Annotated in this window: 22 protein-coding genes, 1 tRNA gene and 1 pseudogene; 20 read left to right on the forward strand and 4 right to left on the reverse strand. The window is 63.4% G+C overall.

Annotation, left to right across the window (positions count from 1 at the left end):
* Positions 1-32: 32 nt before the first annotated feature.
* From KFB96_RS01295 to KFB96_RS01305, 3 genes are all read right to left on the reverse strand, one after another.
* The gene (locus KFB96_RS01295; RefSeq protein WP_213458601.1) at positions 33-1,040 is read right to left on the reverse strand and encodes an NAD-dependent epimerase; all 1,008 of its coding nucleotides are present in this window, start codon (positions 1,038-1,040) and stop codon (positions 33-35) included.
* A gap of 24 nt (positions 1,041-1,064) precedes the next feature.
* The gene (gene recN / locus KFB96_RS01300) at positions 1,065-2,732 is read right to left on the reverse strand and encodes a DNA repair protein RecN (protein WP_213458602.1); all 1,668 of its coding nucleotides are present in this window, start codon (positions 2,730-2,732) and stop codon (positions 1,065-1,067) included.
* Between the two features lie 74 nt (positions 2,733-2,806).
* The gene (locus tag KFB96_RS01305) at positions 2,807-3,700 is read right to left on the reverse strand and encodes an NAD(+) kinase (protein WP_213458603.1); all 894 of its coding nucleotides are present in this window, start codon (positions 3,698-3,700) and stop codon (positions 2,807-2,809) included.
* A gap of 243 nt (positions 3,701-3,943) precedes the next feature.
* Here KFB96_RS01305 and hrcA point away from each other — a divergent pair, with 243 nt between their 5' ends.
* The 6 genes and pseudogenes from hrcA to KFB96_RS27365 all read left to right on the forward strand — a co-directional run.
* The gene (hrcA, locus tag KFB96_RS01310; RefSeq protein WP_213458604.1) at positions 3,944-4,996 is read left to right on the forward strand and encodes a heat-inducible transcriptional repressor HrcA; all 1,053 of its coding nucleotides are present in this window, start codon (positions 3,944-3,946) and stop codon (positions 4,994-4,996) included.
* Between the two features lie 85 nt (positions 4,997-5,081).
* A complete protein-coding gene (grpE, locus tag KFB96_RS01315) occupies positions 5,082-5,690 on the forward strand; it encodes a nucleotide exchange factor GrpE (RefSeq protein ID WP_213458605.1) in 609 nt (202 codons plus the stop codon).
* A gap of 92 nt (positions 5,691-5,782) precedes the next feature.
* Positions 5,783-7,720 carry a molecular chaperone DnaK gene (dnaK, locus tag KFB96_RS01320; RefSeq protein WP_213458606.1) on the forward strand — a complete coding sequence of 646 codons (1,938 nt, stop codon included), beginning with the start codon at positions 5,783-5,785 and terminating at the stop codon, positions 7,718-7,720.
* Between the two features lie 150 nt (positions 7,721-7,870).
* Positions 7,871-9,001: a molecular chaperone DnaJ gene (dnaJ, locus tag KFB96_RS01325; protein ID WP_213458607.1), complete on the forward strand. Its 1,131-nt coding sequence runs from the start codon at positions 7,871-7,873 to the stop codon at positions 8,999-9,001.
* 294 nt (positions 9,002-9,295) lie between these two features.
* Positions 9,296-10,111, forward strand: a complete 816-nt coding sequence (gene dapB / locus KFB96_RS01330; RefSeq protein ID WP_213458608.1) for a 4-hydroxy-tetrahydrodipicolinate reductase — start codon at positions 9,296-9,298, stop codon at positions 10,109-10,111.
* Between the two features lie 26 nt (positions 10,112-10,137).
* Positions 10,138-10,266: pseudogene (locus KFB96_RS27365) on the forward strand (hypothetical protein); the annotation flags it as partial.
* Positions 10,267-10,271: 5 nt separating this feature from the next.
* Here the strand turns inward: KFB96_RS27365 and KFB96_RS26240 are convergent.
* On the reverse strand, positions 10,272-10,763 hold the full coding sequence (locus KFB96_RS26240) for a hypothetical protein (protein ID WP_300971221.1): 492 nt from the start codon (positions 10,761-10,763) through the stop codon (positions 10,272-10,274).
* 77 nt (positions 10,764-10,840) lie between these two features.
* On the opposite strand from KFB96_RS26240, the gene KFB96_RS01345 reads away from it, so the two are divergent.
* The 14 genes from KFB96_RS01345 to KFB96_RS01410 all read left to right on the forward strand — a co-directional run bounded on the left by KFB96_RS01345 (position 10,841) and on the right by KFB96_RS01410 (position 25,040).
* Positions 10,841-11,653, forward strand: coding sequence for a M48 family metallopeptidase (locus tag KFB96_RS01345; RefSeq protein ID WP_300971222.1), 813 nt, complete (start codon positions 10,841-10,843; stop codon positions 11,651-11,653).
* Between the two features lie 366 nt (positions 11,654-12,019).
* A complete protein-coding gene (locus KFB96_RS01350; RefSeq protein WP_213458610.1) occupies positions 12,020-12,418 on the forward strand; it encodes a lipocalin family protein in 399 nt (132 codons plus the stop codon).
* 158 nt (positions 12,419-12,576) lie between these two features.
* Entirely contained in the window at positions 12,577-13,989 is a 1,413-nt protein-coding gene (locus KFB96_RS01355) for a hypothetical protein (RefSeq protein WP_300971223.1), read from the forward strand.
* A gap of 125 nt (positions 13,990-14,114) precedes the next feature.
* Positions 14,115-14,597: a hypothetical protein gene (locus tag KFB96_RS01360; protein ID WP_213458611.1), complete on the forward strand. Its 483-nt coding sequence runs from the start codon at positions 14,115-14,117 to the stop codon at positions 14,595-14,597.
* 133 nt (positions 14,598-14,730) lie between these two features.
* Positions 14,731-14,807: transfer RNA gene (locus KFB96_RS01365), tRNA-Met, on the forward strand.
* Positions 14,808-14,947: 140 nt separating this feature from the next.
* Positions 14,948-15,094 carry a hypothetical protein gene (locus KFB96_RS01370; protein WP_213458612.1) on the forward strand — a complete coding sequence of 49 codons (147 nt, stop codon included), beginning with the start codon at positions 14,948-14,950 and terminating at the stop codon, positions 15,092-15,094.
* A 104-nt stretch (positions 15,095-15,198) separates the two neighbouring features.
* Positions 15,199-18,777, forward strand: a complete 3,579-nt coding sequence (locus KFB96_RS01375) for a helicase-related protein (RefSeq protein ID WP_213458613.1) — start codon at positions 15,199-15,201, stop codon at positions 18,775-18,777.
* A 210-nt stretch (positions 18,778-18,987) separates the two neighbouring features.
* Positions 18,988-19,290, forward strand: a complete 303-nt coding sequence (locus KFB96_RS01380) for a helix-turn-helix transcriptional regulator (protein ID WP_213458614.1) — start codon at positions 18,988-18,990, stop codon at positions 19,288-19,290.
* Positions 19,291-19,372: 82 nt separating this feature from the next.
* A complete protein-coding gene (locus KFB96_RS01385) occupies positions 19,373-20,497 on the forward strand; it encodes an ATP/GTP-binding protein (protein ID WP_213458615.1) in 1,125 nt (374 codons plus the stop codon).
* 3 nt (positions 20,498-20,500) lie between these two features.
* The gene (locus tag KFB96_RS01390) at positions 20,501-21,127 is read left to right on the forward strand and encodes a DUF3226 domain-containing protein (protein ID WP_213458616.1); all 627 of its coding nucleotides are present in this window, start codon (positions 20,501-20,503) and stop codon (positions 21,125-21,127) included.
* Complete coding sequence (locus tag KFB96_RS01395; RefSeq protein WP_213458617.1) at positions 21,124-24,048, forward strand: DUF1156 domain-containing protein; 2,925 nt, start codon at positions 21,124-21,126, stop codon at positions 24,046-24,048. Before KFB96_RS01390 ends, KFB96_RS01395 begins: the two co-directional genes overlap by 4 nt.
* Before the next feature lie 12 nt (positions 24,049-24,060).
* A complete protein-coding gene (locus KFB96_RS01400) occupies positions 24,061-24,315 on the forward strand; it encodes a UPF0175 family protein (protein ID WP_213458618.1) in 255 nt (84 codons plus the stop codon).
* Between the two features lie 94 nt (positions 24,316-24,409).
* Positions 24,410-24,709, forward strand: coding sequence for a nucleotidyltransferase family protein (locus KFB96_RS01405; RefSeq protein ID WP_120796609.1), 300 nt, complete (start codon positions 24,410-24,412; stop codon positions 24,707-24,709).
* The gene (locus KFB96_RS01410; RefSeq protein ID WP_213458619.1) at positions 24,699-25,040 is read left to right on the forward strand and encodes a DUF86 domain-containing protein; all 342 of its coding nucleotides are present in this window, start codon (positions 24,699-24,701) and stop codon (positions 25,038-25,040) included. The genes KFB96_RS01405 and KFB96_RS01410 overlap by 11 nt, the downstream gene beginning before the upstream one ends.
* Position 25,041: the final 1 nt, after the last annotated feature.

Here is a 25,041-nt window from a genome sequence, read left to right on the forward strand (position 1 = left end):
GCTCGAACAATACATGTGGCTCAAGACGCGGTTTAGACGCGGTAGAAGCCCCGATACCACTCCACGAAACGCGCCACGCCTTCGCCGACCGGAGTATCCGGGCAGTAGCCGGTGTCGCGCACCAGGTCGGTGACATCCGCGTAGGTGTCCGGGACATCGCCGGGCTGCAGGGGGAGCAGGTTCATCTGCGCCTTGCGACCCAGGGCCTCTTCCAGGAAGCCGATGTATTCCATCAGCTCGACCGGCGTGTTGTTGCCGATGTTGTAGATGCGATAGGGTCCCTGACTGGTCGCGGGATCGGGCTCGGCCCCGGACCACGTCGGATCCCCGGTCGGGACGCGATCCAGGACGCGGATGACGCCTTCCACGATGTCGTCGACGAAGGTGAAGTCGCGACGGTGCTTGCCGTAATTGAAGACGTCGATCGGCTTGCCGGCAAGGATGGCGCGGGTGAACTTGAAGAGCGCCATGTCCGGCCGCCCCCAGGGACCGTAGACGGTGAAGAAGCGCAGGCCGGTGGTCGGGATCCGATACAGATGGCTGTAGGTGTGGGCCATCAGCTCGTTGGCCTTCTTGCTGGCGGCGTAGAGGCTCAAGGGGTGATCGACGTTGTGATGGATCGAGAAGGGCATGGCGGTATTGGCGCCGTAGACCGAGCTGCTCGAGGCGTAGACCAGGTGCTCCACCCCGATATCCCGACAGCCTTCCAGGATGTGCGCGAAGCCGACCAGGTTGGTGTTGACGTAGGCCATCGGGTTTTCGATGGAGTAGCGCACCCCGGCTTGCGCTGCGAGATGCACGACCCGATCCGGGCGGTGCAGGGCGAAGAGCTCGTGCATGCGCGCACCGTCCTCGATGTCGACGCGCTCGTCGCGGAAGCCTTCGAAGGGGAGGGTGCGGGCGAGTCGTGCCTCCTTGAGCGCGACATCGTAATAGTCGTTGAGATTGTCGATCCCGATCACCTCGTCGCCGCGGGCGAGGAGGCGTAGGGACAGGGCCGAGCCGATAAAACCGGCGCTGCCGGTCACCATGACTTTCATGCGTTTACTCCGTCGTGTTGAGCGTCATCCGGCCCAGCCGAGCATCTCGCAGGCGTGGTCGCGGGTGCGTGCGGTGATCTTGGTGCCGCCGAGCATGCGGGCGATCTCGTCGACCCGCGCATCCGGGTCGAGTGTCTCGATGCGGGTGTAGGTCTGGCCGTCGAGGGTTTCCTTGCGGACCCGAAGCTGTTGGTGGGCCTGGGCGGCGACCTGGGGGAGATGGGTCACGCAGAGCACCTGGCGCGAGTCGCCGAGTCGGCGCAGCAGACGCCCGACGATCTCCGCGATCCCGCCGCCGATGCCGACATCGACCTCGTCGAACACCAGGGTCGGGACGCTTCCGCACTCGGCGGTCGCGACCTGAATGCCGAGACTGATGCGCGAGAGCTCGCCGCCGGAGGCGACCTTGGCGAGTGGCTGCAGCGGCTGGCCCGGGTTGGCGCTGACCAGGAAGGCGATGCGTTCGAGTCCGCCCGTGCCCGCGCGCTCGGACGACAGCGTCTCGATCTCCACGGCGAAGCGCCCGCCCGCCATGCCGAGCTGCTGCATCGCCTCCGTCACCGTTCGGTTCAGGCGCTCTGCCGCCTCCGCCCGTGCTTCGCCGAGGTCGCGCGCTTGGGCGAGAAAGGCGTTCAGCGCGGTGTCGCGCGACGCGCGCAGATCGCCGAGGCGCAAATCGGCCCGCTCGAGCGTCTCCAACTCGGCTTGGCGCGCAGTCAGGGCGTCCGGCAGCTCGACCGGCAGGACGCGGAATTTTCGCGCCAGGTCGTGAAGCTGTGCGATGCGGGTCTCGACCACTTCGAGGGCGGCGGGATCGACCTCCAGGCCGTCGAGATAATGGCGCAGACTGGCAGCGGCCTCGCCGGCATGGATGGCGGCTGTTTCCAGCAGGTCGCGAGGTTCGGTCAAGGCCGGGTCGATGGCGGCCAGATCGGCCAGATCGGAGCCGGCCGAGCGCAGCTGATCCGAGATCGCCGGCTCGGCCTCGGACAGAAGATCGAGGATGCGCGCGGCGGTCTCCTGCAGGCGCCCCAGATGGCTCAGGCGTCGCTGTTCCAGGTCGAGCGTCTCGATCTCCGCGGCGCTCAGTCCCAGTGCCGAGAGCTCTTCGACCTGAAAGCGCAGCAGATCGAGCCGCTCCGCCCGTTCCTGTCGCGCCGACTCCAGTGCCCCGAGCTGTTGGTCGAGCGCGCGGTAGTCCCGAAAAGCCGCGGCGACCGACCCCGCGAGGACCGCATGGCCCCCGTAGGCATCCAAAAGATCGCGCTGGGCGTTGGCTCGCAGGAGCGATTGGTGGGCGTGCTGGCCGTGGATGTCGACCAAGAGGTCGCCGAGGTCGCGCAGTTGGGTGCCGGTGGCGGGTCGGCCGTTGACATAGGCGCGCGAGCGTCCTTCGCGCACGATCAGCCGGCGCACCAGACAGTCGCCGTCCTCGTCGAGATCCTGCTCGGCCAGCCAGGCGCGCGCACCGGGGACGGCCGCCAGGTCGAAACCGGCGACGATCTCCGCGCGCTCGCAGCCGGCGCGGATCATGGCGGCATCCGCCTTATCGCCGAGGGCGAGGCCCAAGGCATCGATCATGATCGACTTGCCCGCGCCGGTTTCGCCGGTGAGCGCCGTCATGCCCGAGGCGCAGTCGAGCTCGAGCGAGCTGACGATGGCCAGGTCTTTGACAAGGATGTGTGTCAACATCGGGGAAGGTCCGACGGCACCCCTAAGGAACGACAACGATTGGATTCGGTGCTCAACTTATTTCCAAGACGTTGCTAAGTCATGATGGGGGGCATGTGGCCGCCCCAGCCGAGTTTCGCCCGCAGGATCTGATAGTGATCGTGTCCCCGCGGGTGAAGCAGATGGGCGGAATGTGGATGTCGGACCACCTCGACGGACGCGCGCGGGGGTAGCTGCAGGTCCGCCTGTCCGTCGCAGGTTACCTGCACATGCCCCTGGTCGAGCCCGCGCACCCTGACCTCGATCCGCCGATCGCCCGGGACGACCAGCGGCCGGTTGCTCAGATCGTGCGGGCAGATGGGCACCAACAAGAGCGCATCCAGGGCCGGGTCGACCAGCGGGCCGCCGCCGGAGAGCGCATAGGCCGTCGATCCGGTCGGGGTGGCGATGATCAGGCCATCCGAGCGTTGGGCGGAGACGAAGACGCCGTCGATGTCCATCTCGAGCTCGATCATGCGGGCCGTATTCCATTTGTGGATGACGACGTCGTTCAGGGCCGAGTAGCTGCGCTCGAAACCGTCCTCGGCAATGACGCGCACCGACAACATGGCGCGGCGGTCCGATTGGTACTCGCCGGCGAGGATCGGGTCGAGCGCGGACTCGATATCCTGCGGCGAGACATCGACCAGGAACCCGAGTCGACCGAGGTTGATCCCGACCAGAGGGACGCCGTAGGCGGCCATCATACGCGCGGCGTGCAGGAGGGTCCCGTCCCCGCCGACCACGATGACCAGATCGCATCCTGCGCCGAGCTGCGCGACCGGGACCGCGGCCCCGACCTCCGCACCGAGCAGGTGGGCGCTCTCGGCATCGAGTCGCACATGGATGCGCCGCGAACGCAGGTAGGTGACGAGATGACGCAAGGTCCCGACCACCTTCTCCGGGTCGCCTTGTTTCGCGATGATGCCGACGGTGTTGAATTGCGGCATGAGGTCTGTCAGAGGCTGGGATCCGGGAAGGGCTTGCGACCACTAAAGCTAGCATGGGCGAGGGATGGCGCCAATAGGCGCGCCGAGCAGCCTTGACAGGCTTGGCCCGAATCCCTAAATTGCGGTGTTAGCACTCTGTCGAGGTGAGTGCTAAATCGCGTCCGGTCGGTTCGAACGCGCTCCGACGACGTCGCTCGTTGCGGTCGGAATCCATATCATCGCCGGTTTCATGGCAGACGCACCTTGTCAATCGAGACACGTAATACCGAGGGCCAGGTCAGCGAGCGTGCGCTCCATTTCCTGAAGGCGCTCGTGGAGCGTTACATTCGGGAGGGTCAGCCGGTCGGCTCGCGGACCTTGGCGAAAGACACCGGGTTGGATCTCAGTCCGGCCACGGTGCGCAATGTCATGGCGGATCTCGAGGACCTGGGTCTCGTGGTCTCGCCGCATACCTCCGCGGGACGGGTTCCGACGGTGGCGGGCTATCGGCTGTTCGTCGACACGCTGCTGACCGTGCGTCCGCCGTCCGAGGTCGACATCGCCAGTCTGCGCACCCGCTTCGATGTGCGCTCCGACGCCAAGTCGCTCGTCGAGATGGCGTCCACACTCTTGTCGGGCATCACGCACCTGGCCGGTGTCGTCATGCTGCCGCGTCACGAGCGCAATGTGTTTCGCCAAATCGAGCTGTTACCCTTGTCGGGGACACGGGTGCTGGCGATCCTCGTGACCAGCGAGGGCGAGGTCCACAACCGCATTATCGCCACCGAGCGCCGTTTCACGGCGTCGCAGTTGGAGCAGGCATCGAATTATCTGAACGAGATCTTCACCGGCCAGGACATGAAGGACGTGCGCAAGCGTCTCGTCGAAGATCTCAAGAACACGCATCGGAATATGGATCAGCTCATGATGCGCGCGGTCATGCTGGCCCACGAGGTGATCGAGTCGGCCGAGCGCAAGGACGACTGCTTCATTGCAGGTCAGACCAATCTTATGGAATTCGGCGAGCTGGCCAGCATGGAGCGGCTCAGGCAGCTGTTCGAAGCCTTCAACGAGAAGCGCGAGATTCTTCACATCCTCGACCGGTGCATCGCCGCGGACGGGGTGCAGATCTTTATCGGCGAGGAGTCGGGTTATGCGCTGCTCGACGACTGCAGCGTCGTGACCCAGACCTATCGGGTGGACGACGAGGTCGTCGGGGTGCTGGGCGTGATCGGCCCGACGCGCATGGACTACGAGCGCGTCATCCCGATCGTGGACGTCACCGCGCGACTGCTGGCGGCGGCGCTCCGACAATAGTTTCTGGTTTTTGGGGTCGGTCGTACGGCCGAGACGCCGACATCGAGGCGCGGCGCGACGGCGGACCGGGATACGGGAGAGTTTAATGAGTACGGAATCAGCAAAACAGACCGAATCGAACGCGTCGGTGGCGGACGAGGCGGCCCTTCTCGAGGATGCCTCGGCGCCCCGTGCGGGCGACGCCGAAGGCGATCGCGCGAGTGCAGCGCAGGCGCCGACGCCCGAGCAGCTCCAGTCGGAGCTGGCCGCCGCGCGCGCCGAGGCGGAATCGCTTCGCGACCAAGCGCTGCGGGTTCGCGCCGAGATGGAGAACCTCCGGCGGCGCCACACCATCGAGCTGGAGAAGGCGCACAAATACGCGCTCGACAGCTTTGTCCGCGAGCTCCTGCAGGTGCGCGACAGCCTCGAGCTGGGACACGATGCCGCGCTGGCGGACGGGGCGGATATCGCCAAACTGCGCGAAGGCACGGAGCTGACGCTGAAGCTGCTCGGCGACGTGATGGATCGCTTCGGCGTGGTCCCGGTGGATCCGATCGAGCAACCCTTCGACCCGGAGTTTCATCAAGCGATGACGGTGCAGCCGCGCTCGGATCTGCCGCCGAACACCGTCGTGGCGGTCATGCAGAAAGGCTACACGCTCAACGGACGCTTGGTGCGCCCGGCGCTGGTCATGGTCTCTCAACAGGCATCCTGATATCGGCTTGAACGATCGGGGATTTTCCCCAACCTCCGAGGCAACTTCGAGGCCGTTCGGCCACACAAGACACATTTTTGGAGAATATGCTCATGGGAAAAATCATCGGTATCGACCTCGGGACGACCAACTCCTGCGTCGCCGTGATGGAAGGCGACAATGTGAAGGTGATCGAGAACGCCGAAGGCGATCGCACCACGCCGTCCATCGTCGCCTACACGGGTGACGGCGAGGTGCTGGTCGGACAGTCCGCCAAACGCCAGTCGGTCACCAACCCGGCCAATACCCTCTTTGCGATCAAGCGTTTGATCGGACGTCGCTACGAGGACAATGTCGTCAGCAAAGACAAGGACATGGTCGCCTACAAGATCGTCAAGGCGGACAACGGCGACGCCTGGGTCGAGGTGAACGGCAAGAAGATGGCCCCGCCGGAGATCTCGGCGAAGGTCCTTCAGAAGATGAAGAAGACCGCCGAGGACTACCTGGGTCACGCGGTCACCGAGGCCGTCATCACGGTCCCGGCCTACTTCAACGACTCGCAGCGCCAGGCGACGAAGGACGCGGGGCGGATCGCCGGTCTCGAGGTCAAGCGCATCATCAACGAGCCGACCGCGGCGGCGCTCGCCTACGGGATGGACAAGAAGCGCGGCGACCAGAAGCTCGCGGTCTACGATCTGGGCGGCGGCACCTTCGACGTGTCCATCATCGAGATTGCCGAGATCGAGGGCGAGCATCAGTTCGAGGTGCTCTCGACCAACGGGGATACCTTCCTCGGCGGCGAAGACTTCGACATGCGCATCATCGACTTCCTGGTGGCCGAGTTCAAAAAGAGCCAGGCCGTGGATCTGCGCAACGATCCGCTGGCCCTGCAGCGCCTGAAGGAGGCCGCCGAGAAGGCCAAGATCGAGCTCTCCACGAGCCAACAGACCGACATCAATCTGCCCTACATCACGGCGGATCAGACCGGGCCGAAGCATCTCAACGTCAAGCTCACGCGCGCCAAGCTCGAATCCCTGGTCGAGGAATTGGTCGACCGCACCATCGAGCCCTGCCGGATCGCGTTGAAGGACGCGGGTCTGACGGCGGGCGAGGTCGACGAGGTGATCCTGGTCGGCGGTCAGACCCGGATGCCCAAGGTCCAGGCCAAGGTCGAGGAGTTCTTCGGCAAGACCCCGCGCCGTGACGTGAACCCGGACGAGGCCGTCGCGATCGGTGCGGCCATCCAGGGCGGCGTGCTCGGCGGCCAGGTCAAGGACGTTCTGCTGCTCGACGTCACCCCGCTCTCGCTCGGCATCGAGACCCTCGGCGGCGTCATGACCAAGCTGATCGAGAAGAACACCACCATCCCGACCTCGGCCCAGCAGGTCTTCTCGACCGCCGACGACCACCAGACCGCGGTGACCGTGCATGTCCTGCAGGGCGAGCGCGAGCGTGCGATCCACAACAAGTCGCTCGGGCGCTTCGACCTCAGCGATATCCCGCTGGCACCGCGCGGCGTGCCGCAGATCGAGGTCAAGTTCGACATCGACGCCAACGGCATCCTCAACGTCTCGGCCAAAGACAAGGCGACCGGCAAGGAGCAGTCGATCATCATCAAGGCGTCCTCGGGTCTGTCGGACGCAGAGATCGCGCAGATGGTCAAGGATGCCGAGGCCCATGCCGAGGAAGACCGCCAGTTCCACGCGCTGGTGGCCGCGCGCAACCACGCCGACACCATGATCCATGCGACGCGCAAGTCCATGGAGCAGCTCGGCGATAAGATGGAGTCCGGCGAAAAGGACTCGATCGAGGCCGCGATCAAGGAGCTCGAGGAGGTCATGAAGGGCGAGGACAAGGACCGTATCGAGTCGCTGACCAAGACCCTCGGCGACGCTTCGGCGAAGATGGCGGAGCGGCTCTATGCACAGAGCAGTGCCGGCCCCGGCGCTGCCGGCCCGACCGGTGCCGGCGAGCCCGAGGGTTCGAGCGGTCCGGCGCGTGACGACGTGGTCGACGCCGAGTTCGAAGAGGTCAAGGACGACAAGAAGTAAATCACCCAAAGCGGCCGGCCGGATCGAAATCACCGCCGGACATGTCGATATCTCGATCAGTGCTCGGCGGTTTCGAGAAGATGCTCGGCCCCTGTTACCGGTCATGCTGCAGCGCCCTCGGTCATGACTCTGGACGCGGTTTAGGATTCAATGGCAAAACGCGATTATTACGAGGTCTTGGGCGTCGCGCGCAACGCGAGCGAGGCTGATCTCAAGAAGGCATTCCGTCGCCTGGCGATGAAGTATCACCCGGATCGCAACAGCGGGGATGCGGATACCGAGGCGAAGTTCAAAGAGGCCAAGCTGGCCTACGATGTCCTGAGCGATCCGAAGAAACGCTCGGCCTACGATCAGTTCGGCCACGCCGGGGTGGATGCCGGCGCGGGCGGATTCGGTGGTCCGGGCGCGGACAGCGGGGCCTTCTCCGACATCTTCGGGGACGTCTTCGGGGACATCTTCGGCGGGCGCTCGGGCGCTCGACGGACCCTGCGCGGGGTGGATCTGCGCTACGACATGTCGCTCAGTCTCGAGGACGCGGTCAGCGGCAAGGAGGTCAAGTTCCGCATCCCGGTTCAGGTGGACTGTCAGTTCTGCGGCGGTACCGGGGCCAAGCCGGGCACCAAGCCCAAGACCTGCTCGACCTGCGGGGGCAGCGGCCAGGTGCGGATGCAGCAGGGCTTCTTCTCCATCCAGCAGACCTGTCCGACCTGTCGCGGGACGGGCAGCGTGATCGAGGAGGCCTGCAGCCATTGTCGGGGCCGGGGCCGGATCCAAGAGGAGAAGACCCTTTCGGTGCGGGTGCCTGCGGGCGTCGACACCGGCGACCGGATTCGCCTTGCGGGTGAAGGCGAGCGCGGCGAGTACGGCGGGCCTCCCGGCGATCTGTATGTCCAGATCCAGGTCAAGGCGCACCCGATCTTCACCCGCGAGGACAGTCATCTGCACTGCGAGGTGCCGATCGGTTTCGTGACCGCCGCACTCGGCGGCGAGCTCGAGGTTCCGACGCTCGACGGCAAGGTGATGCTCAAGATCCCGGGCGGCACCCAGACGGGCAAGATGTTCCGCGTGCGCGGCAAGGGCGTCAAACCGGTCCGCGGCGGTGTGATCGGCGATCTCATCTGTCGCGTGACGGTCGAGACGCCGGTGAATCTCACCGAGCGCCAAAAGGACCTGCTGCGCGAGTTCGAGACCAGCATGACGGAGGGCGGTTCGCGGCATAGTCCGCAGTCGCATTCCTGGCTCGATAGCGTGAAGAGCTTTATCGACAAGATCGGGCTCTGAACCAAGGCGAACCTTGATGAACGGGTAGGATGGGTAGAGCGCAGCGAAACCCATCCTCCAAACCGCCGCGTTGCCGGATGTCGGCCTTATGCCCTCGGCGCGGGCTGGATGGGTTTCGCTGCGCTCTGTCGGTGCCGGGATCGGGGCGTTGGAGCGTATAGGATGGGTTTCGCTGCGCTCTACCCATCCTACATTTTCTGTTGGTTTTGAATCGTTCCTTATCGCGGCGGGCGGGTACGCGTATTGGTTGATCGCTGTTTCCGCGATCGGTGACGGCTATTTCAGGAGCTTACGATGGAACTCATCAGGATCGCCGTGGCCGGGGCGGGCGGGCGAATGGGCCGCACGCTGGTGCAGGCGGTGAACGAGACCGATGGGCTTGTGTTGGGTGCGGCGACCGAGCGGGCGGGTAGTTCACTGCTCGGGGCGGATGCCGGAGAGCTTGCGGGGGTCGGGCGTCTGGACGTGTCCGTGGTGTCCGATCTGGCCGAATGCCTCGATGACTTCGACGTCCTGATCGACTTCACCTCGCCTGCGGCGACGCTCGCGCATCTCGAGATCTGCCGCGCCGCCGGCAAGGGCATGGTGATCGGCACGACCGGGCTCGACCAAGCGCAGCGCGACCTGATCGCCGCGGCCGGTCGGGAGATCGGCATCGTCTTTGCGCCCAACATGAGTGTTGGTGTGAACCTCTGTTTCAAACTGTTGGACATCGCCGCGCGGGTGCTCGGCGACGAGGTCGACATCGAGATCATCGAGGCACACCACCGCCATAAGGTCGATGCGCCGTCCGGGACCGCATTGCGCATGGGCGAGGTGATCGCCTCGGCCTTGAACCGGGATCTCGCCGAGGTCGCCGTCTACGGGCGCGAGGGGCAGACCGGACCGCGCGAGCGCCGCACCATCGGCTTCGAGACGATTCGGGCCGGGGATATCGTCGGCGAGCACAGCGTCTGGTTCGTCGCCGACGGCGAGCGGGTCGAGATCGCCCATAAGGCATCGAGTCGGATGAACTTCGCGCGGGGGGCGGTCCGGGCCGCGAGCTGGATCGCCGGGCGTGGCCCCGGGATGTTCGACATGCAGGATGTTCTCGGGCTGCGACAGCTCTGAGTCCTTCCGCTTAGGAGGCTCCTCGGATGCCCCACGACATTCGAATCCGCGCCTTCTTACGGCGTTCCTCGGTTGCCATCGCCGTCGCAGCGGTCATCATCGGCGGGATCACCTACGGGCCCGTCTGCAATGGCCAGATCGCGACCTACGCGGTCAAGGATCAGTTCTGGGTCTTCTTCCTGGATCCGGCGCACGATGTCTCGGTGCGGGATCCGAGCTTGGGTCTCGACGGATGCTGCGACAGGAGCAGTTCGAGGACGGTTTCCTCGGGTTGCTTCCGCGCGATGAGCGCGAGCGGATCCGCCACCAATGGACGCGCGGCATCGGCTCCGTGGCCCTGAGTCTGATCCCGTTCGAGACCGCGGACCAGCCGACCCGGGTCGATGTTCGCGGGCCGGATCCGCTCCTCGACCTGGTCGAGCAGATCGCGCAACGCTTCGGGCCGCGCATCAGCGGTCTGCCGGATCGGCTGAACCCGCGGGTCAAGCCCGAGGTCGCCGTCGATGCCCCGATCGATGACTTCGACGACTGGGAGGCGGCCGTCTCCATGCTGACGGCCGTTCAGGGACAGCCCTTCGTGCCCGAGCTGCCGAGTGGCATGCCCCCACTCTGGACTGTCATGCAAAGACAAAGCCTTATCCAAGCCGCTCATCAAGCCTGCTCGATCCTCGGCGGGTTTGCCCCCGGAAGCCTTGCCGGGGCCAACCTCGCCGGAGCCCCCGCGCATCCGTGCTTGCGGTTGTGTCGCGGCGGGGGCCGTCGCGATGGCGGCGCCTGCTGGCCGTCTCCTGCGTCCTGTTCGCGGTTGTCGGTTGCGCCACGGCACCCGAGACCGGCCGACGCCAGGTCCTGCTGATCGACAGCGCGCAAGAGGCTCAGCTGGGACTCCAGGCGTTTCAGCAGATCAAGCAGGACACGCCCGTCTCGCGAGACCGCCAGGCCAATGCCCAGCTCCAATCCGTCGGCAGGCGCATCGCGAGCGTCGTGAACATCCCGCATGCGGACTGGGAGTTCGTCCTCTTCGAGTCCGACGAGCCCAACGCCTTCGCGCTGCCCGGCGGCAAGATCGGCATCAACACCGGTATCTTGCCGATCACGCAGACCGAGGCCGGACTCGCCACCGTCATCGCGCACGAGATCGCCCATGTGACCGCCCGCCACGGGGCCGAGCGGATGTCTCAGGACCTACTCGTGCAGGTCGGCGGCACGGCGCTGTCCGCCGCACTCGGCAGCCGATCGCCGGTCACCCGTGATCTGGCCATGCAGGCTTACGGCATCGGTACGGAGGTCGGTGTCATGCTCCCCTATTCACGCACCCAGGAGTACGAGGCCGACCGAGTGGGCTTGCTCTATATGGCCCGAGCCGGCTTCGATCCAACCGAGGCGGTCGGGTTCTGGGAGCGCTTTCAGGCCAAAAATCGGGGCAGCGGGACCCGCACTCCGGAGTTCCTGAGCACGCACCCGCTCGACGATGCGCGTATCGCCCAGATCCGGCGGTTCCTCCCGCAGGCAATCGCCGAATATGAAGCAGCGCGGCGTTGATGCAGTCATGAAGCCGCTTTTGGTCGTGATCAGCCTGTTGGCCCTGCTCGCGGGTCTCGCCTCCCTCTGGACCCTTGGTTCTCGGGGCCCTGAATCGATGCCGGGGCCTTCGGTGGACGTCCTGCTCGATCTCGATCTCGGCGCGGAGGGCTTTGGCGAGGTTGTCGAGGATCGACCATTGCGCTTCCCGGCGGATCATGGCGCCCATCCCGAGTATCGGGGTGCGGTCGGCCGAGCGGCTGACGCGTGCCGCCTCGGGCCTCGCCGGAGCCGGCTCGCAGCCCACGTCGGTCTGGATCGAGGACTGGTCTCTGTCGCTTGCCTCATGCCTGGGGGACGCTTCCGAGGAGCGGGGGGCAGGTCGGTTTGAATCGATGCGCGATCCAGCTCGACCAAGACATCGAGCTGGTCTGTCTCCAACTGCGTCGCGAAGACGGCACGGGCACACCCATCCCCGCCTGCGCCTTGATCCTCGCCGACGGACAGGTGCAGGGTTTTCGGCGCCGCGAGATCCGGCTCGAGCCGTTCGAGCGCTGGCTTAGCCCGCGCAGCGGGGCAGGGTACCCGGTGGCTTGGCGGTTGAGCATCCCCATCCTGGATTTGGAGCTGACGCTCGTCCCGCTCACCCGGGATCAAGAGGCCGACGACACGGTCCGACTCTGGAGCTGCGCGGTGCAGGCGAAGGGTCGTCTGGGCGGAGAGACCATCGCCGGGCACGGGCGGATCGAGGCCACGGCCGAGGCCGTTGCTCCGTCCGGGACCTGAGCGCGTTAACCTTTCAATCAAACCGGATCATTATGGTGTTCCCCATCCGTTTCATACCCAATACGTGCCGGTTTTTCGGCTTCCAGGTCGCTAAGTCACTGTTCAAGAATTCGTTTCCAGCCACTCACCACTCGCCACCCACCACTCACCGCTCTCCATTGCTTCACGTCCTTCTGATCCTGCCGACCCTGGCCTTGCTCGGCTGCGATCGCGGTCCGACCGAGAAGGACGGTGTCTACAAGGCCGAGGTCGGGGAGATCCCGGCATCGCCCCAGCGTCCGGGCGACCCCGACACGGGTTACGACGCGCTCCTCAACCGCTCGGTCGTCACCTGTGGTCTACCCTACGGTGCCTATCTCAAGACCCGGGGTGCCGCGCAGGATGCGGGTCCGCAGTTCCCGGGCCGCACGGGACGCAACGCCGAGCTTCCCTACATGCTGACCTCCCATGTCGCGGCCTCCGGTGTCGAGATCGTGACCTCGAACTGTCTGGCCTGCCATGCGTCGACCTTCAACGGCGAGCTGGTCATGGGTCTGGGGAACGAATTTCTCGATCTGACCGCCGACCCCTGGGTCGGGATCGAGGCCGCAGCCGCGTTGGTCGAGGACGGACCCGAAGCGACGGAGTGGCGACGCTGGGCCGATCGGGTCGGCGCCATCGCCGACTCCATGATGACGGACACCGTCGGCGTGAATTCGGCAAACAACCTCACGCCGGCCCTGATGGCGCACCGCGACCCGGAGACGCTGGCCTGGTCCGACACCCCGCTGATCGAGCCGCCGCCGCAGACACCGCTTCCGGTGAGCGTTCCGCCTTGGTGGAACGTCGGCAAAAAGCACGCGATGTTCTACAATGGCGAAGGGCGCGGCGACCATGTTCGCTACATGATCCTCGCCTCCACCACCTGCACCGATTCGGTCGAGGAGGCCGCCGAGATCGACGCCTGGTTCGTCGACGTACGTGCCTATCTGGCCAGCCTGCAGCCGCCCGAGTACCCCTTCCCTATCGATCGGGCGCTCGCCGAACGCGGCGCAGCGGTCTTCGAGAAGACCTGCAAGGAGTGTCACGGGACCTACGGCGAGACGCCGACCTATCCGAATCGCGTCATCGCACTCGGCAAGGTCGAGACCGATCCCGAGCTCGCGCGCAAGGGCTTCAGCGATGCGGACCGTTTCCTGAAGTGGTTCGGAAGATCCTTCTACGGCGAGCTGTCTCAGGCCGCGCCGGCGCTCGGCTATGTGGCTCCGCCGCTCGACGGGGTCTGGGCGACCGCGCCCTATCTGCACAACGGCTCGGTACCGACGCTTGCAGCCCTGCTCGACAGCCGCTCGCGCCCGACCTTCTGGCGGTTCGATCGGGAAGGCGACGGTCGGCCCGCGTATGATGAGGTCGGCCTCGGCTGGACCTATCGGGCGTTGGACCATGGCAAGGCCGGCGCCATGAGCTGGGAAGAGCGCAACCACATCTACGACACCGGGCTTCCCGGCTACGGCAATCAGGGCCACACCTTCGGCGACGATCTGACCGGCCCCGAGCGCCTGGCCCTGCTCGAGTATCTCAAGACCCTTTAAACCGCATCTCCGCTAAGGGTTGTGGATCACCAAACGTCGAGCTCACTCGAACATGAGTACCTCGCGCTGGACGCGGTTTAGACCATCGGAAAACCTTCAACACAATAGAAAAGAGGACAACGCAGATGATTCGAACGACGAGCGTCCCAGTGATCCTGGTTGCCGCACTCCTGACCGGCCCGCTGCCGGTCCTTGCCGGAGACGACGAGCATGATCTCGGGCTGGTGACCTGGATGGGGCAACTTCAGTACTACACGCACAAGCTCGGCATCTCCGTCGACGCCGGAAACAAGCCGCTGATCGCCTACTACATCCACGAGGTCGAAGAGGTCATCGAGGCGATCGAGGACATCGACGAAGCCGACGGCATTCCCATCGGCAAGCTCGTCAAAGAGATCCTTCTGCCGACCTTCGAGAGCCTCGAGGCGTCCTTCAAGTCAGGCGACGAGGCGCGTGTCGATGCCGACTACAACGGGCTGCTCGGTGCCTGCAATCAGTGTCACGAGAAATCAAACCGTCCCTATCTGCTCGTCGAGCGACGGCACGACAATCCCTACATGCAACGCTTCAAACCGAGCAGGGCGGCGGTCTCGCCCGCTTCCGAGTAAGCCGCAGCCTTCTTCGAATCGAGATTCTGCCGCGCACGAAGGGGATGCCGGATGCCGGATGCGGGTCGAGCGAATCGACGATCAAAAAGCGCTTGCGCTTTCGGCCTTTCCCCTGTAATCTTGTCGACTCAGTTGCGGGGTGGAGCAGTCAGGCAGCTCGTCGGGCTCATAACCCGAAGGTCGTAGGTTCAAATCCTGCCCCCGCTACCAAAAATAAAAAAGGCTTACGGTTCATCACCGTAAGCCTTTTTTTTGTTGCCCGTTGCGTAAGCGCTGGTGTAAGCCAATTTCGGCAACGCGGATTCTCGGCCAAACCATGCCGGGTGACCGATCGCAAGGCGGATTGCACCATGTCCCCGGACGACTTCATCGCCAAGTGGCAGGGCGTGACGCTCACCGAGCGCGCAGCGGCTCAAGAGCATTTCGGCGATCTCTGCAGGATGCTCGGGGAGCAGACTCCGACCGAAGCGGATCCATCCGGCTCGACCGCCCCTTGACCCATCGCACTGGTTCGCCGTCCTCTTGGCGTATACCATCCGAGTCCGGACTCATCGCGCCGGTGCGTTCGATTCTCCAGGGACAACAGGAGGGCCAGCCGACCATGCAGCTCGAACAGCTTCAGCCCAGCGCGATGATCCGAGGCATCCTCCCGGATGCCTTGGTCGAAGTCGTGAGCATCAAGTGGTACGGCTCCGAGGCGTTGGAGCTGACTTACAAGACCCCGGCGGGCAAGGTCGCCAATCAGCTGCTTTACCGCGACGACGAAGCGAGCATGGATCTGGTCGAACAGGGCCGGCCCTGGAGCTTCGACGGCGACGGTGCGCTGTTCCGTCTGGTCTCTGAGGCCCACCGCATCCGCCTGGCGCATCTGTTCGACCCGGTGCTGGCGGTGCATACCTCACTGGTCGATCCGCTCCCGCACCAGATCACCGCGGTCTACGAGGCGATGCTGCCGCGCCAGCCGCTGCGCTTTCTGCTGGCCGACGATCCCGGCGCCGGCAAGACCATCATGGCGGGGCTCCTGATCAAGGAGCTGGTCGCGCGCGGCGACCTGCAACGCTGCCTGATCGTCTGCCCCGGCAGCCTCGCCGAGCAGTGGCAGGACGAGCTGTATCGGCGCTTTCAGCTGCCTTTCGAGATCCTCACCAACGACAAGCTCGAAGCGGCGCGCACCGGCAACTGGTTCCTCGAAACCAACTTGGTCATCGCCCGCCTCGACAAGCTCTCGCGCAACGAGGAGGTGCAGCAGAAACTCAAGGCCCCGGACTGCCGTTGGGACCTGGTGGTCTGCGACGAGGCCCACAAGATGTCGGCCACCCTCTTCGGCAACGAGGTCAAATACACCAAGCGCTACCGCCTCGGCCAACTGCTCTCGACCCTGACACGTCACTTCCTGCTGATGTCGGCCACGCCTCACAACGGCAAGGAGGAAGACTTCCAGCTCTTCATGGCGCTGCTCGACGGCGACCGCTTCGAGGGCAAGTTCCGCGACGGCGTGCACACCGCCGATGTCTCGGACCTGATGCGCCGGATGGTCAAGGAGAGCCTGCTCACGTTCGACGGCACGCCGCTGTTTCCCGAGCGCATTGCCCACACGGTCCCCTACAAGCTCTCGGATGCCGAAGCCGCCCTCTACCAGGCCGTCACCGCTTACGTGCGCGAGGAGTTCAATCGTGCCGAAGCCCTGGAGAACGACAAGCGCGCCGGCACGGTCGGCTTTGCCCTGACCATCCTGCAACGGCGTCTGGCCTCATCCCCCGAGGCCATTTATCAATCGCTGCGCCGTCGGCGCGAGCGCCTGGAAAGCCGCCTGCGCGAGCTGGAAGTGCTGCAGCGCGGCGGCCAGGCCGCGCCGATCCTCGCAGCGTCCCTCCCGGCGCTGGACAGCGACGACGTCGACGATCTGGACGAGGCCCCCGAGAACGAAGTTGCCGCCCTCGAAGAGACCATCCTCGACCAAGCCACCGCGGCACGCTCGATTGCCGAGCTGCGTATCGAGATCGCCACGCTCCAGCACCTCGAAGGGCAAGCGCTCGCCGTCTGCCGCAGCGGCACCGACGCCAAGTGGCGCGAGCTGGCCAGCCTGCTGGGTGAGATCTTCACCACCGCCGCACTGGCCGACCGCGCCGAAGAGCCCAAGGTCCCCTATGGCGCGGGTCCGATCCCGCCGCCCACGCCCTCGCCGCATCAGAAGCTCGTCATCTTCACCGAGCATCGCGACACCCTGAACTATCTGGAGGGTCGTATCACCACCTTGCTCGGCCGCAAGGACGCCGTGGTCATCATCCACGGCGGGATCGGCCGCGAGGAGCGTCTGAAGGTCCAGGAGTCCTTCAAGCACGACCCCGAGGTTCAGGTCCTGCTCGCCACCGACGCGGCCGGCGAGGGCATCAACCTGCAGCGCGCGCATCTCATGGTCAATTACGACCTGCCCTGGAATCCGAACCGCTTGGAGCAGCGCTTCGGGCGCATCCACCGCATCGGCCAGACCGAGGTGTGTCATCTGTGGAACCTGGTCGCCGAGGAGACCCGCGAGGGCGACGTCTACCGCCGGCTGCTGGAGAAGCTCGAGCAGGCGCGCCAAGCCCTGGGCGGGCAGGTCTTCGACGTGCTCGGCAAGCTCCAGTTCGAGGGCAAATCACTGCGCGATCTGCTGATCGAGGCGATCCGCTACGGCGAGCGGCCCGAGGTCCAGGCCTTCCTCACCACGGTGCTCGATACGGCACTCGACCGCGATCACCTGCAGGGCCTGCTCGAAGAGCGCGTTCTGGCGCACGATGCGATGGATGCCAGCGGCGTGCAGCGCATCCGCGAGGACATGGAACGGGCCGACGCCCGCCGTCTGCAGCCGCACTACATCGAGTCCTTCTTCTTTGATGCCTTCAAAAGACTCGGCGGCACGGCCAAGCAGCGCGAGCCTCGGCGCTACGAGATCACCCACGTCCCCGCCGCCGTGCGCAACCGCGATCGCCTGATCGGCATCGGCGAACCGGTGCTGCCGCGCTACGAGCGCATCGCCTTCGAGAAGTCGCTGGTCGCCCCGCAAGGTCAGCCCCTGGCCGCCTTCGTTTGCCCCGGCCATCCGCTGCTCGATGCCGTCATCGATCTCACCCTGGAGCGCAACCGCGACCTGCTCAAGCGCGGCACCCTGCTGGTGGACGAGCGCGACTCCGGCACCTTGCCGTGTGTGCTGTTCTATCTGGAGCACGCCATCCAGGATGCCGGACTCACCCGCGCGGGGGAACGCCGTATCGTCTCCAAGCGCATGCTCTATGTGGAGCAGGACGCCGACGGCGCCACGCGCCACGTCCACTATGCCCCCTATCTCGACTACCGTCCGCCGGCTCCGGACGAACCCGGCATCGACGCCATCCTCGCCCGACCAGAGTGCCGCTGGATCGACCGCGAGTTGGAGAAAAAGGCCCAGGGTCACGCCATCGCCCAGGTAGTCCCGGAGCATCTGGCCGAGGTGAAGGCGCGCAAGATTGACCTGATTGCTAAAACCGAGGCGGCGGTGAAGGACCGGCTCACCAAGGAGATCACCTACTGGGACCATCGCGCCGAGGAGCTGAAGCTCCAAGAGTCGGCCGGCAAGCCCAACGCCAAGGTCAACTCCGGGGAGGCGCGTAAGCGGGCCGACCTCCTGCAAGGCCGGCTGCAGAAACGCCTGGCGGATCTGAAGCTCGAAGCCCAGCTCTCCCCGCTCCCGCCGGTGGTGCTCGGCGGTCTGCTCGTTGTCCCGATCGGACTGATCCATGCCATGACCGGACAGACCGATACCGACCCGACCCATCCGATCGACACCCAAGCCAGCGCGGCTCGCGCCCGCGAGGTCGTTATGGCGGTCGAGCGCGGCCTCGGCTTCGAGCCGACCGACCGCGAATTCGAGAAGCTCGGCTACGATATCGAGAGCCGCGTTCCCGGAACCGGCAAGCTGCGCTTCATCGAGGTCAAGGGCCGGGTGTCCGGCGCTGAGACCATCACCGTGACGCGCAACGAGGTGCTCTACTCGCTCAACAAGCCCGAGGATTTCATCCTTGCCATGGTGGAGTTTCTCGACGGCGACACATACCGAATTCACTACCTTCGACAACCGTTTCGGCGGGAGCCGGACTTCCATGCCAGCAGCGTCAACTACGACTTTGCCGAGCTGATCGCACGGGCATCTCTGCCGTCATGATCGGCCGACTGCTCGCCTTTCCGGGAATATGTTTACTTAGATGTAAACCCTATGCTTGAATACCCGTAACTCGAGGTCAGGCTTGGAGCTGTGGAGCAGCTCCCAGGCGTTGACTGCGGCGAATGGAGGCTTCGAATTAGGGTTTCACTCGCATCTCTTAAAGGAAGCCGGATGATCGTCGACTTGTAAATGGCTTGAGGGGTAAGAACCATGACCGATTTCTTGGAGCGTTGGACGAGCAAGAGCGAAGAGAACAAAAAGCTCGTAGCCCAAGAGCTACTGATCGCCGAGGTCACCGAAATGATCTGGTCTGCCATGCAGACCGGGGGAATCACCAAGACCGAGTTGGCAAATCGTCTTGGCTCGACGAAGGGATACGCCTCCCAGGTTCTGAATGGTTCACGCAATATGACCCTTCGCACCCTGTCGGATATCTGCTATGCCCTGAATCACAAGCTGACGATTACAATCTCGCCGCAATGCCTCGAATCTCAAAAGATGATCCGTCGCTGATTTTTCCGTATCACATCAGGCTGTAAAACGATCTCCAGCTCGCCACAGCAAAGCGAAGAGACTCAGACGATTTCGAAGGGCAATGACCATGACAGATCTTATAAGAACCCTCGAAGTCGGCGGATTTCGCGCTCTCGCCGATTTGCGGGTCAATGGCTTCGGCAAGGTCAACTTGGTGACCGGCAAGAATAATTCGGGTAAATCCTCGCTGTTGGAGGCCATCCGAATTCTCGTCACCGGTGGCGCGCCGGAAACAATCTATGACATCCTCGACTACCGCGAGGAGCTTGGTTCCGCGGGTGAAGCAGAGCGCCTTTATTCCCCAACGGATTTGGAGCCATTTTGCAATCTCTTCAACGGATTCCCTGACCTAGCAAGATCCGCGAAAGGTTTCTCGATCTCGGCAGTAGGCTCCTTGCCTGAATCTATTTCCCACATCAACGTCAGCATCAATTGGTTCATCAGAAAGAGTGATCCAGTAGGGCCGTCGTCAAGATACGAACCCGCATCAAACGATGCCTTGGACGACGTTGACAGTTTCCCCGCCCTACAGATTCAGATCGCGGCAAGGACGCGAGTCTTACCAATGGACAGATTTCGGCGCAGGTACGCGATGAGGCCGGAATCCGATGCTGCCTCTCGACCCTGCATCTATCTTGATCCCTTCAGTTCTCGCTCTACGAGCCAGATGGGCGCCCTGTGGGATGCTATTGCGCTGACGGACGCCGAGCAGGAAGTCGTCAAGGCTTTGCAGGTTATCTCCCCGGAGATCCAGGCTGTGTCGATGATTGCAAGGGATGGCAGGTCCAGTTCAAGAAAGGCGATTGCGAAAAGCAGCTTGTATCCCGAGCCGTTACCTTTGCGGACGTTCGGGGATGGCATGAATCGCTTGTTCGGGGTGATCCTGTCGCTCTGTAACGCACGTAACGGTGTCGTGCTGATTGATGAAATCGAAAATGGCCTGCACTACTCGATCCAAACCGATGTATGGCGCACCGTCTTTCGTCTGGCCAGGGATCTGAACGTCCAAGTGTTCGCCACTTCTCATAGCTGGGATTCCGTGCGCGCCTTTCAGAAAGCGGCGACCGAGAGCCCTGAGGACGGGGTGCTGGTTCGGCTATCCAGAAAGGACGACAAAATCATCCCGACCCTGTTCACGGAAAGGGAGTTGGAGATCGTGACCCGCGATCAGGTCGAGGTGAGATAGGCCATGGCCGGCACGCATGTTTTGATGGTGGAAGGCCCGGATGACGCGCATGTCGTCAAACACATCTGCGGTAGGCGGGCGCTCGGCGAGATCGAATGCATCAAGCCGTATGGCGGCAAGGATGCTTTGATTGATGGCATCGGTGTTCGCCTCAAAGAGAGTGACATCGGAGCGCTGGGCATCATTCTGGATGCCGACACCGACCTTCACGCTCGATGGCAATCGGTGGCTGCTCACCTGCTGGCCGCCGGTTACGGAAATGTCCCGACTCGACCTGAGCCTGATGGGACGATCATCGACTCGCCGGCGAACTCCCTGTTGCCCCGTGTCGGCGTCTGGCTCATGCCGGACAACACACTGCCAGGCATCCTGGAGGACTTTCTCACCTTCCTGATTCCGGATGGAGATGACTTGCTCACTCATGCAGATCAGGCGATCGCCAGCATTCCAGAAGGGCAACGTCGGTTTTCAGACACGAAAGTGGCAAAGGCACGTATTCACACCTGGCTCGCCTGGCAAGACGAGCCGGGCAAGCCCTTTGGACAGGCGATTTCCGCACGGTATCTCGACCCTCACATGCCCGCAGCGAATGTCTTCGCGAGTTGGTTGGAAAGGACATTTTTTTCGTGACGCTTCCCAAGAAAAAACTCATCGAAGTCGCCCTGCCACTTGAGGCCATCAACAAGGCCAGTGCGCGGGAGAAGTCTATCCGGCACGGGCATCCGTCCACGCTGCATCTATGGTGGGCGCGGCGACCCTTGGCGGCGGCGCGGGCGGTGATCTTTGCGCAGATGGTCGATGACCCTTCGGCGCATCCGGATCTGTTCCCGACCGAGAAGGCGCAGGAGAAGGAGCGGCAGCGGCTGTTTCGGATCATCGAGGATCTGGTGCTGTGGGAGAACACGACCAACGAGACCGTGCTGCAGCAGGCGCGCGACGAGATCTGGCAGAGCTGGCGCTATACCTGTGCCGAAAATGCCGACCATCCGAGGGCGAAGGAGTTGTTCGATCGGTACAGGCTGCCGGCGTTTCATGACCCGTTCGCGGGTGGCGGGTCGCTGCCGTTGGAGGCGCAGCGGTTGGGGCTCGAAGCCTATGCCTCGGATCTCAACCCGGTGGCGGTCTTGATCAACAAGGCCATGATCGAGATCCCGCCCCGATTTGCCGGGCGGCCGCCGGTGCATCCGGAGGTCGCGGAGGACGGCAAATCGGGAAAGACTCTTGGAAAGCTGTTCGATCGCGAGTGGAAGGGGGCTGAGGGGCTCGCGGAGGATGTGCGCTATTACGGCAAGTGGATGCGGGACGAGGCGGAGCGGCGGATCGGGCATCTCTATCCCAAGATCGAGGTCACGGCCGACATGGTCGAGGATCCGGAGAATCCGCGGCCGGATCTGGCGAAGTATGTCGGCGGGAAGCCTCTTACCGTCATCGCTTGGTTATGGGCGCGCACGGTCAAGAGTCCTAACCCGGCCTTTGCAGATGTCGATGTGCCGCTCGTCTCGACTTTTATACTTTCCGCCAAGGCCGGGAAGGAAGCATATATCGAGCCGATCCTCATGGAGGATAGCTACCAGTTCATAGTCAAGGTGGGTAAACCGACCGATCCGGAGTTTTCAAAGAACGGCACCAAGCTGGCTCGTGGCGCAAATTTCAAGTGCTTAATGTCTGGCGTGCCAATGGCACGCGAGTACCTTAAACATGAAGGCAAAGCGGGCCGAATTGGCGCACGAATGATGGCCATGGTTGTTGACGGTGGTCGTGAGCGCATATACATGTCACCGACTCCGGAGATGGAGCAAATCCTAGAGCAGGTGATAGCGACATGGCGGCCGGAAGGATCATTTGTTGAAGACGCAAGGGCCTTTACCCCCTGTATTTATGGAATAAAAGAGTGGCGGCACCTCTTTACATCCCGTCAGCTTGTTGCGCTTACCGTTTTTTCGGATCTAGTGCATGAAGCTAGATTAAAAGTTAAGAGTGATGCAATATCAGCCGGCCTGTTAGGCAACGCCAAGAGCATCACTGAAGATAATGGCATTGCCATAGCCTACGCTGATGCTGTGGCCGTTTTCCTGGCGCTCGCACAAAGTCGTTTATCGGATATGTGCAATGCGCTATGTGGCTGGGAAATTTCTAAAACACAGGTACGCCATCTCTTTACGCGTCAAGCGATACCGATGCTCTGGGACTTTGCGGAGAACAATGTCTTTGGCGGGGCTGCCGGTGACTACCTTGTTAGTCTCTCGAACATGACCAAGGCGCTAGAAAAAATGCCAGCTTTTGGAAAGGGCATTGTGTGCCAAGATGATGCACAGAGCCAATCGATCAGCAAAGATACTCTTGTTTCAACCGATCCTCCTTACTACGATAATGTTCCATACGCGGACCTATCGGATTTTTTCTATTTGTGGTTGCGCCGTTGTCTTAAAACGTTTCTGCCTGAACTTTTTGCAACACTGGCAGTACCGAAGGCTGAAGAGCTGACCGCCTTTGCCTATCGACATGGCGGAAAGATCGGGGCTGAATCATTCTTTCTTGGTGGTATGACGCAAGCGATGCGGCGCCTGTCTGAGCAGGCTCACCCAGCTTTCCCGGTCACTATTTACTACGCTTTCAAGCAGGCCGAAAGCAACGGCGATAAAGGCACTACCAATACTGGTTGGGATACGTTCCTCGGTGCTGTAATCGAGGCCGGTTTCGCTATAACCGGGACTTGGCCGATGCGCACAGAGCTTGGCAATCGCATGCGTGGCATTGACTCGAACGCCCTTGCCTCCAGCATCGTCCTCGTCTGCCGCCAGCGCCCCGCCGACGCCCCGACGGCCACCCGCCGCAACTTCATCACCGCACTCAAGACCGAGTTGCCCGCCGCGCTCGCTCACCTGCAACGCGGCAACATCGCCCCGGTGGACTTAGCCCAGGCGGCCATCGGCCCCGGCATGGCGGTCTATACCCGCTACTCCCAGGTGCTCGACGCCGAGGGCAAGCCGCTGCCTGTGCGCGCCGCGCTGGCCCTAATCAACCAAACCCTCGACGAGGCACTGGCCGAGCAGGAGGGGGACTTCGACGCGGATACCCGGTGGGCCCTGACCTGGTTCGAGCAGATGGCCTTCAACGAGGGCGAGTACGGCGTCGCCGAGCAGCTCGCCACGTCCAAGAACACCAGTGTCTCCGGCCTGGCGGATGCCGGCATTCTGCGGTCCAAAGCCGGTAAGGTCCGCCTGCTGAAACCCGCCGAATTCCCCGTCGATTGGGAGCCGACGACCGACAAGCGCCTCACCGTCTGGGAGATGGTGCACCAACTGATCCGCGCCCTCGAGTCGGGCGGCGACGTCGCGGCGGCGGCACTGGTCGCCAAGCTCGGCAGCGAATCGGAGACGGCGCGCGAGCTGTGCTATCGCCTCTACACCCTCTGCGAGCGCAAGAAACGCGCAAACGAGGCGATGTCCTACAACGGCTTGGTTCAGAGTTGGCCCGAGATCGCCAGACTGGCGCGGGAGACTGGCAGCACGGCACCTCAGGGTACCGGGGATCTGTTTGCACAACCTTAAGCGGAGCGAATCATGCGAGTCGCCGTTGATCTTCCAAATGATTTTGTCGAGATGCTGACTGAGCAGGCGATCGCCAAAGAGATGCGACTGGCCTATGCGCTGGCCTTGTTCAAGGACGCACGGATCACGATCGCCAAGGCGGCAGAGCTGGCCGGGATCACGATTTACGAGTTCATGACTGCGTGTAAGGCGAATCGGATCCCGGTCATCGAGGTTTCACGTGAGGAGCTTGTTCAGGAGTTGCAGTCCATTGGGCGCAAGCCATGATTCTGGTCGCGGACTGCTCCGCCTTGATCGCCCCGGCGACGACGGCGCAGGAACTCGCGGGTAGCCATTTGCGGTCGCTACAGGAGAGCCCCTCATGCATCACATCTTGACTCTCGATGAGCCGGTTCTCGCCCGGTTTTGCGAGAAACACCGGATCCGCCGTCTGTCTTTATTCGGCTCGCAGCTTAAGGGAACGGCGGGGCCAGACAGCGATATCGATCTGCTGGTGGAGTTCGATCCCGATCACACACCGACGCTGTTCGGGATTGCCGGCATGGAGATCGAGCTGACGGACATGCTGGGCCGCAAGGTGGATCTGCGAACCGCCGGCGATCTGTCGCGCTATTTCCGCGACGAGGTGGTGCGCACGGCCGAGGTGCAGTATGCGGCCTGAAGATCGGATACGGATCGAGCACATGCTGGATGCGAGCCAATCCGTGGCGCGGTTCATCGCGGGTCGCACGCGCGAGGATCTGGATTCGGACGAGATGTTGCGCTTCGCCTTGGTGCGCGCCATCGAGATCATCGGAGAGGCTGCCAGCAAGGTATCGCAGGAAGGGCGGCAGGGCCTGCCGGAGATTCCCTGGCGGGAGGCTGTCGGGATTCGCAATCGCTTGGTCCACGCGTATTTCGATATCGACCTGGATGTGCTCTGGAAAACGGCTTCGACGGCCATCCCGTCCCTGATGAGACAACTGGAAGCGATCCTTTCGCACGGAGGCTGAG

Origin of the sequence: Thiocapsa sp. (genome assembly GCF_018399035.1) — a bacterium.
Classification (GTDB): Bacteria; Pseudomonadota; Gammaproteobacteria; order Chromatiales; family Chromatiaceae; genus Thiocapsa.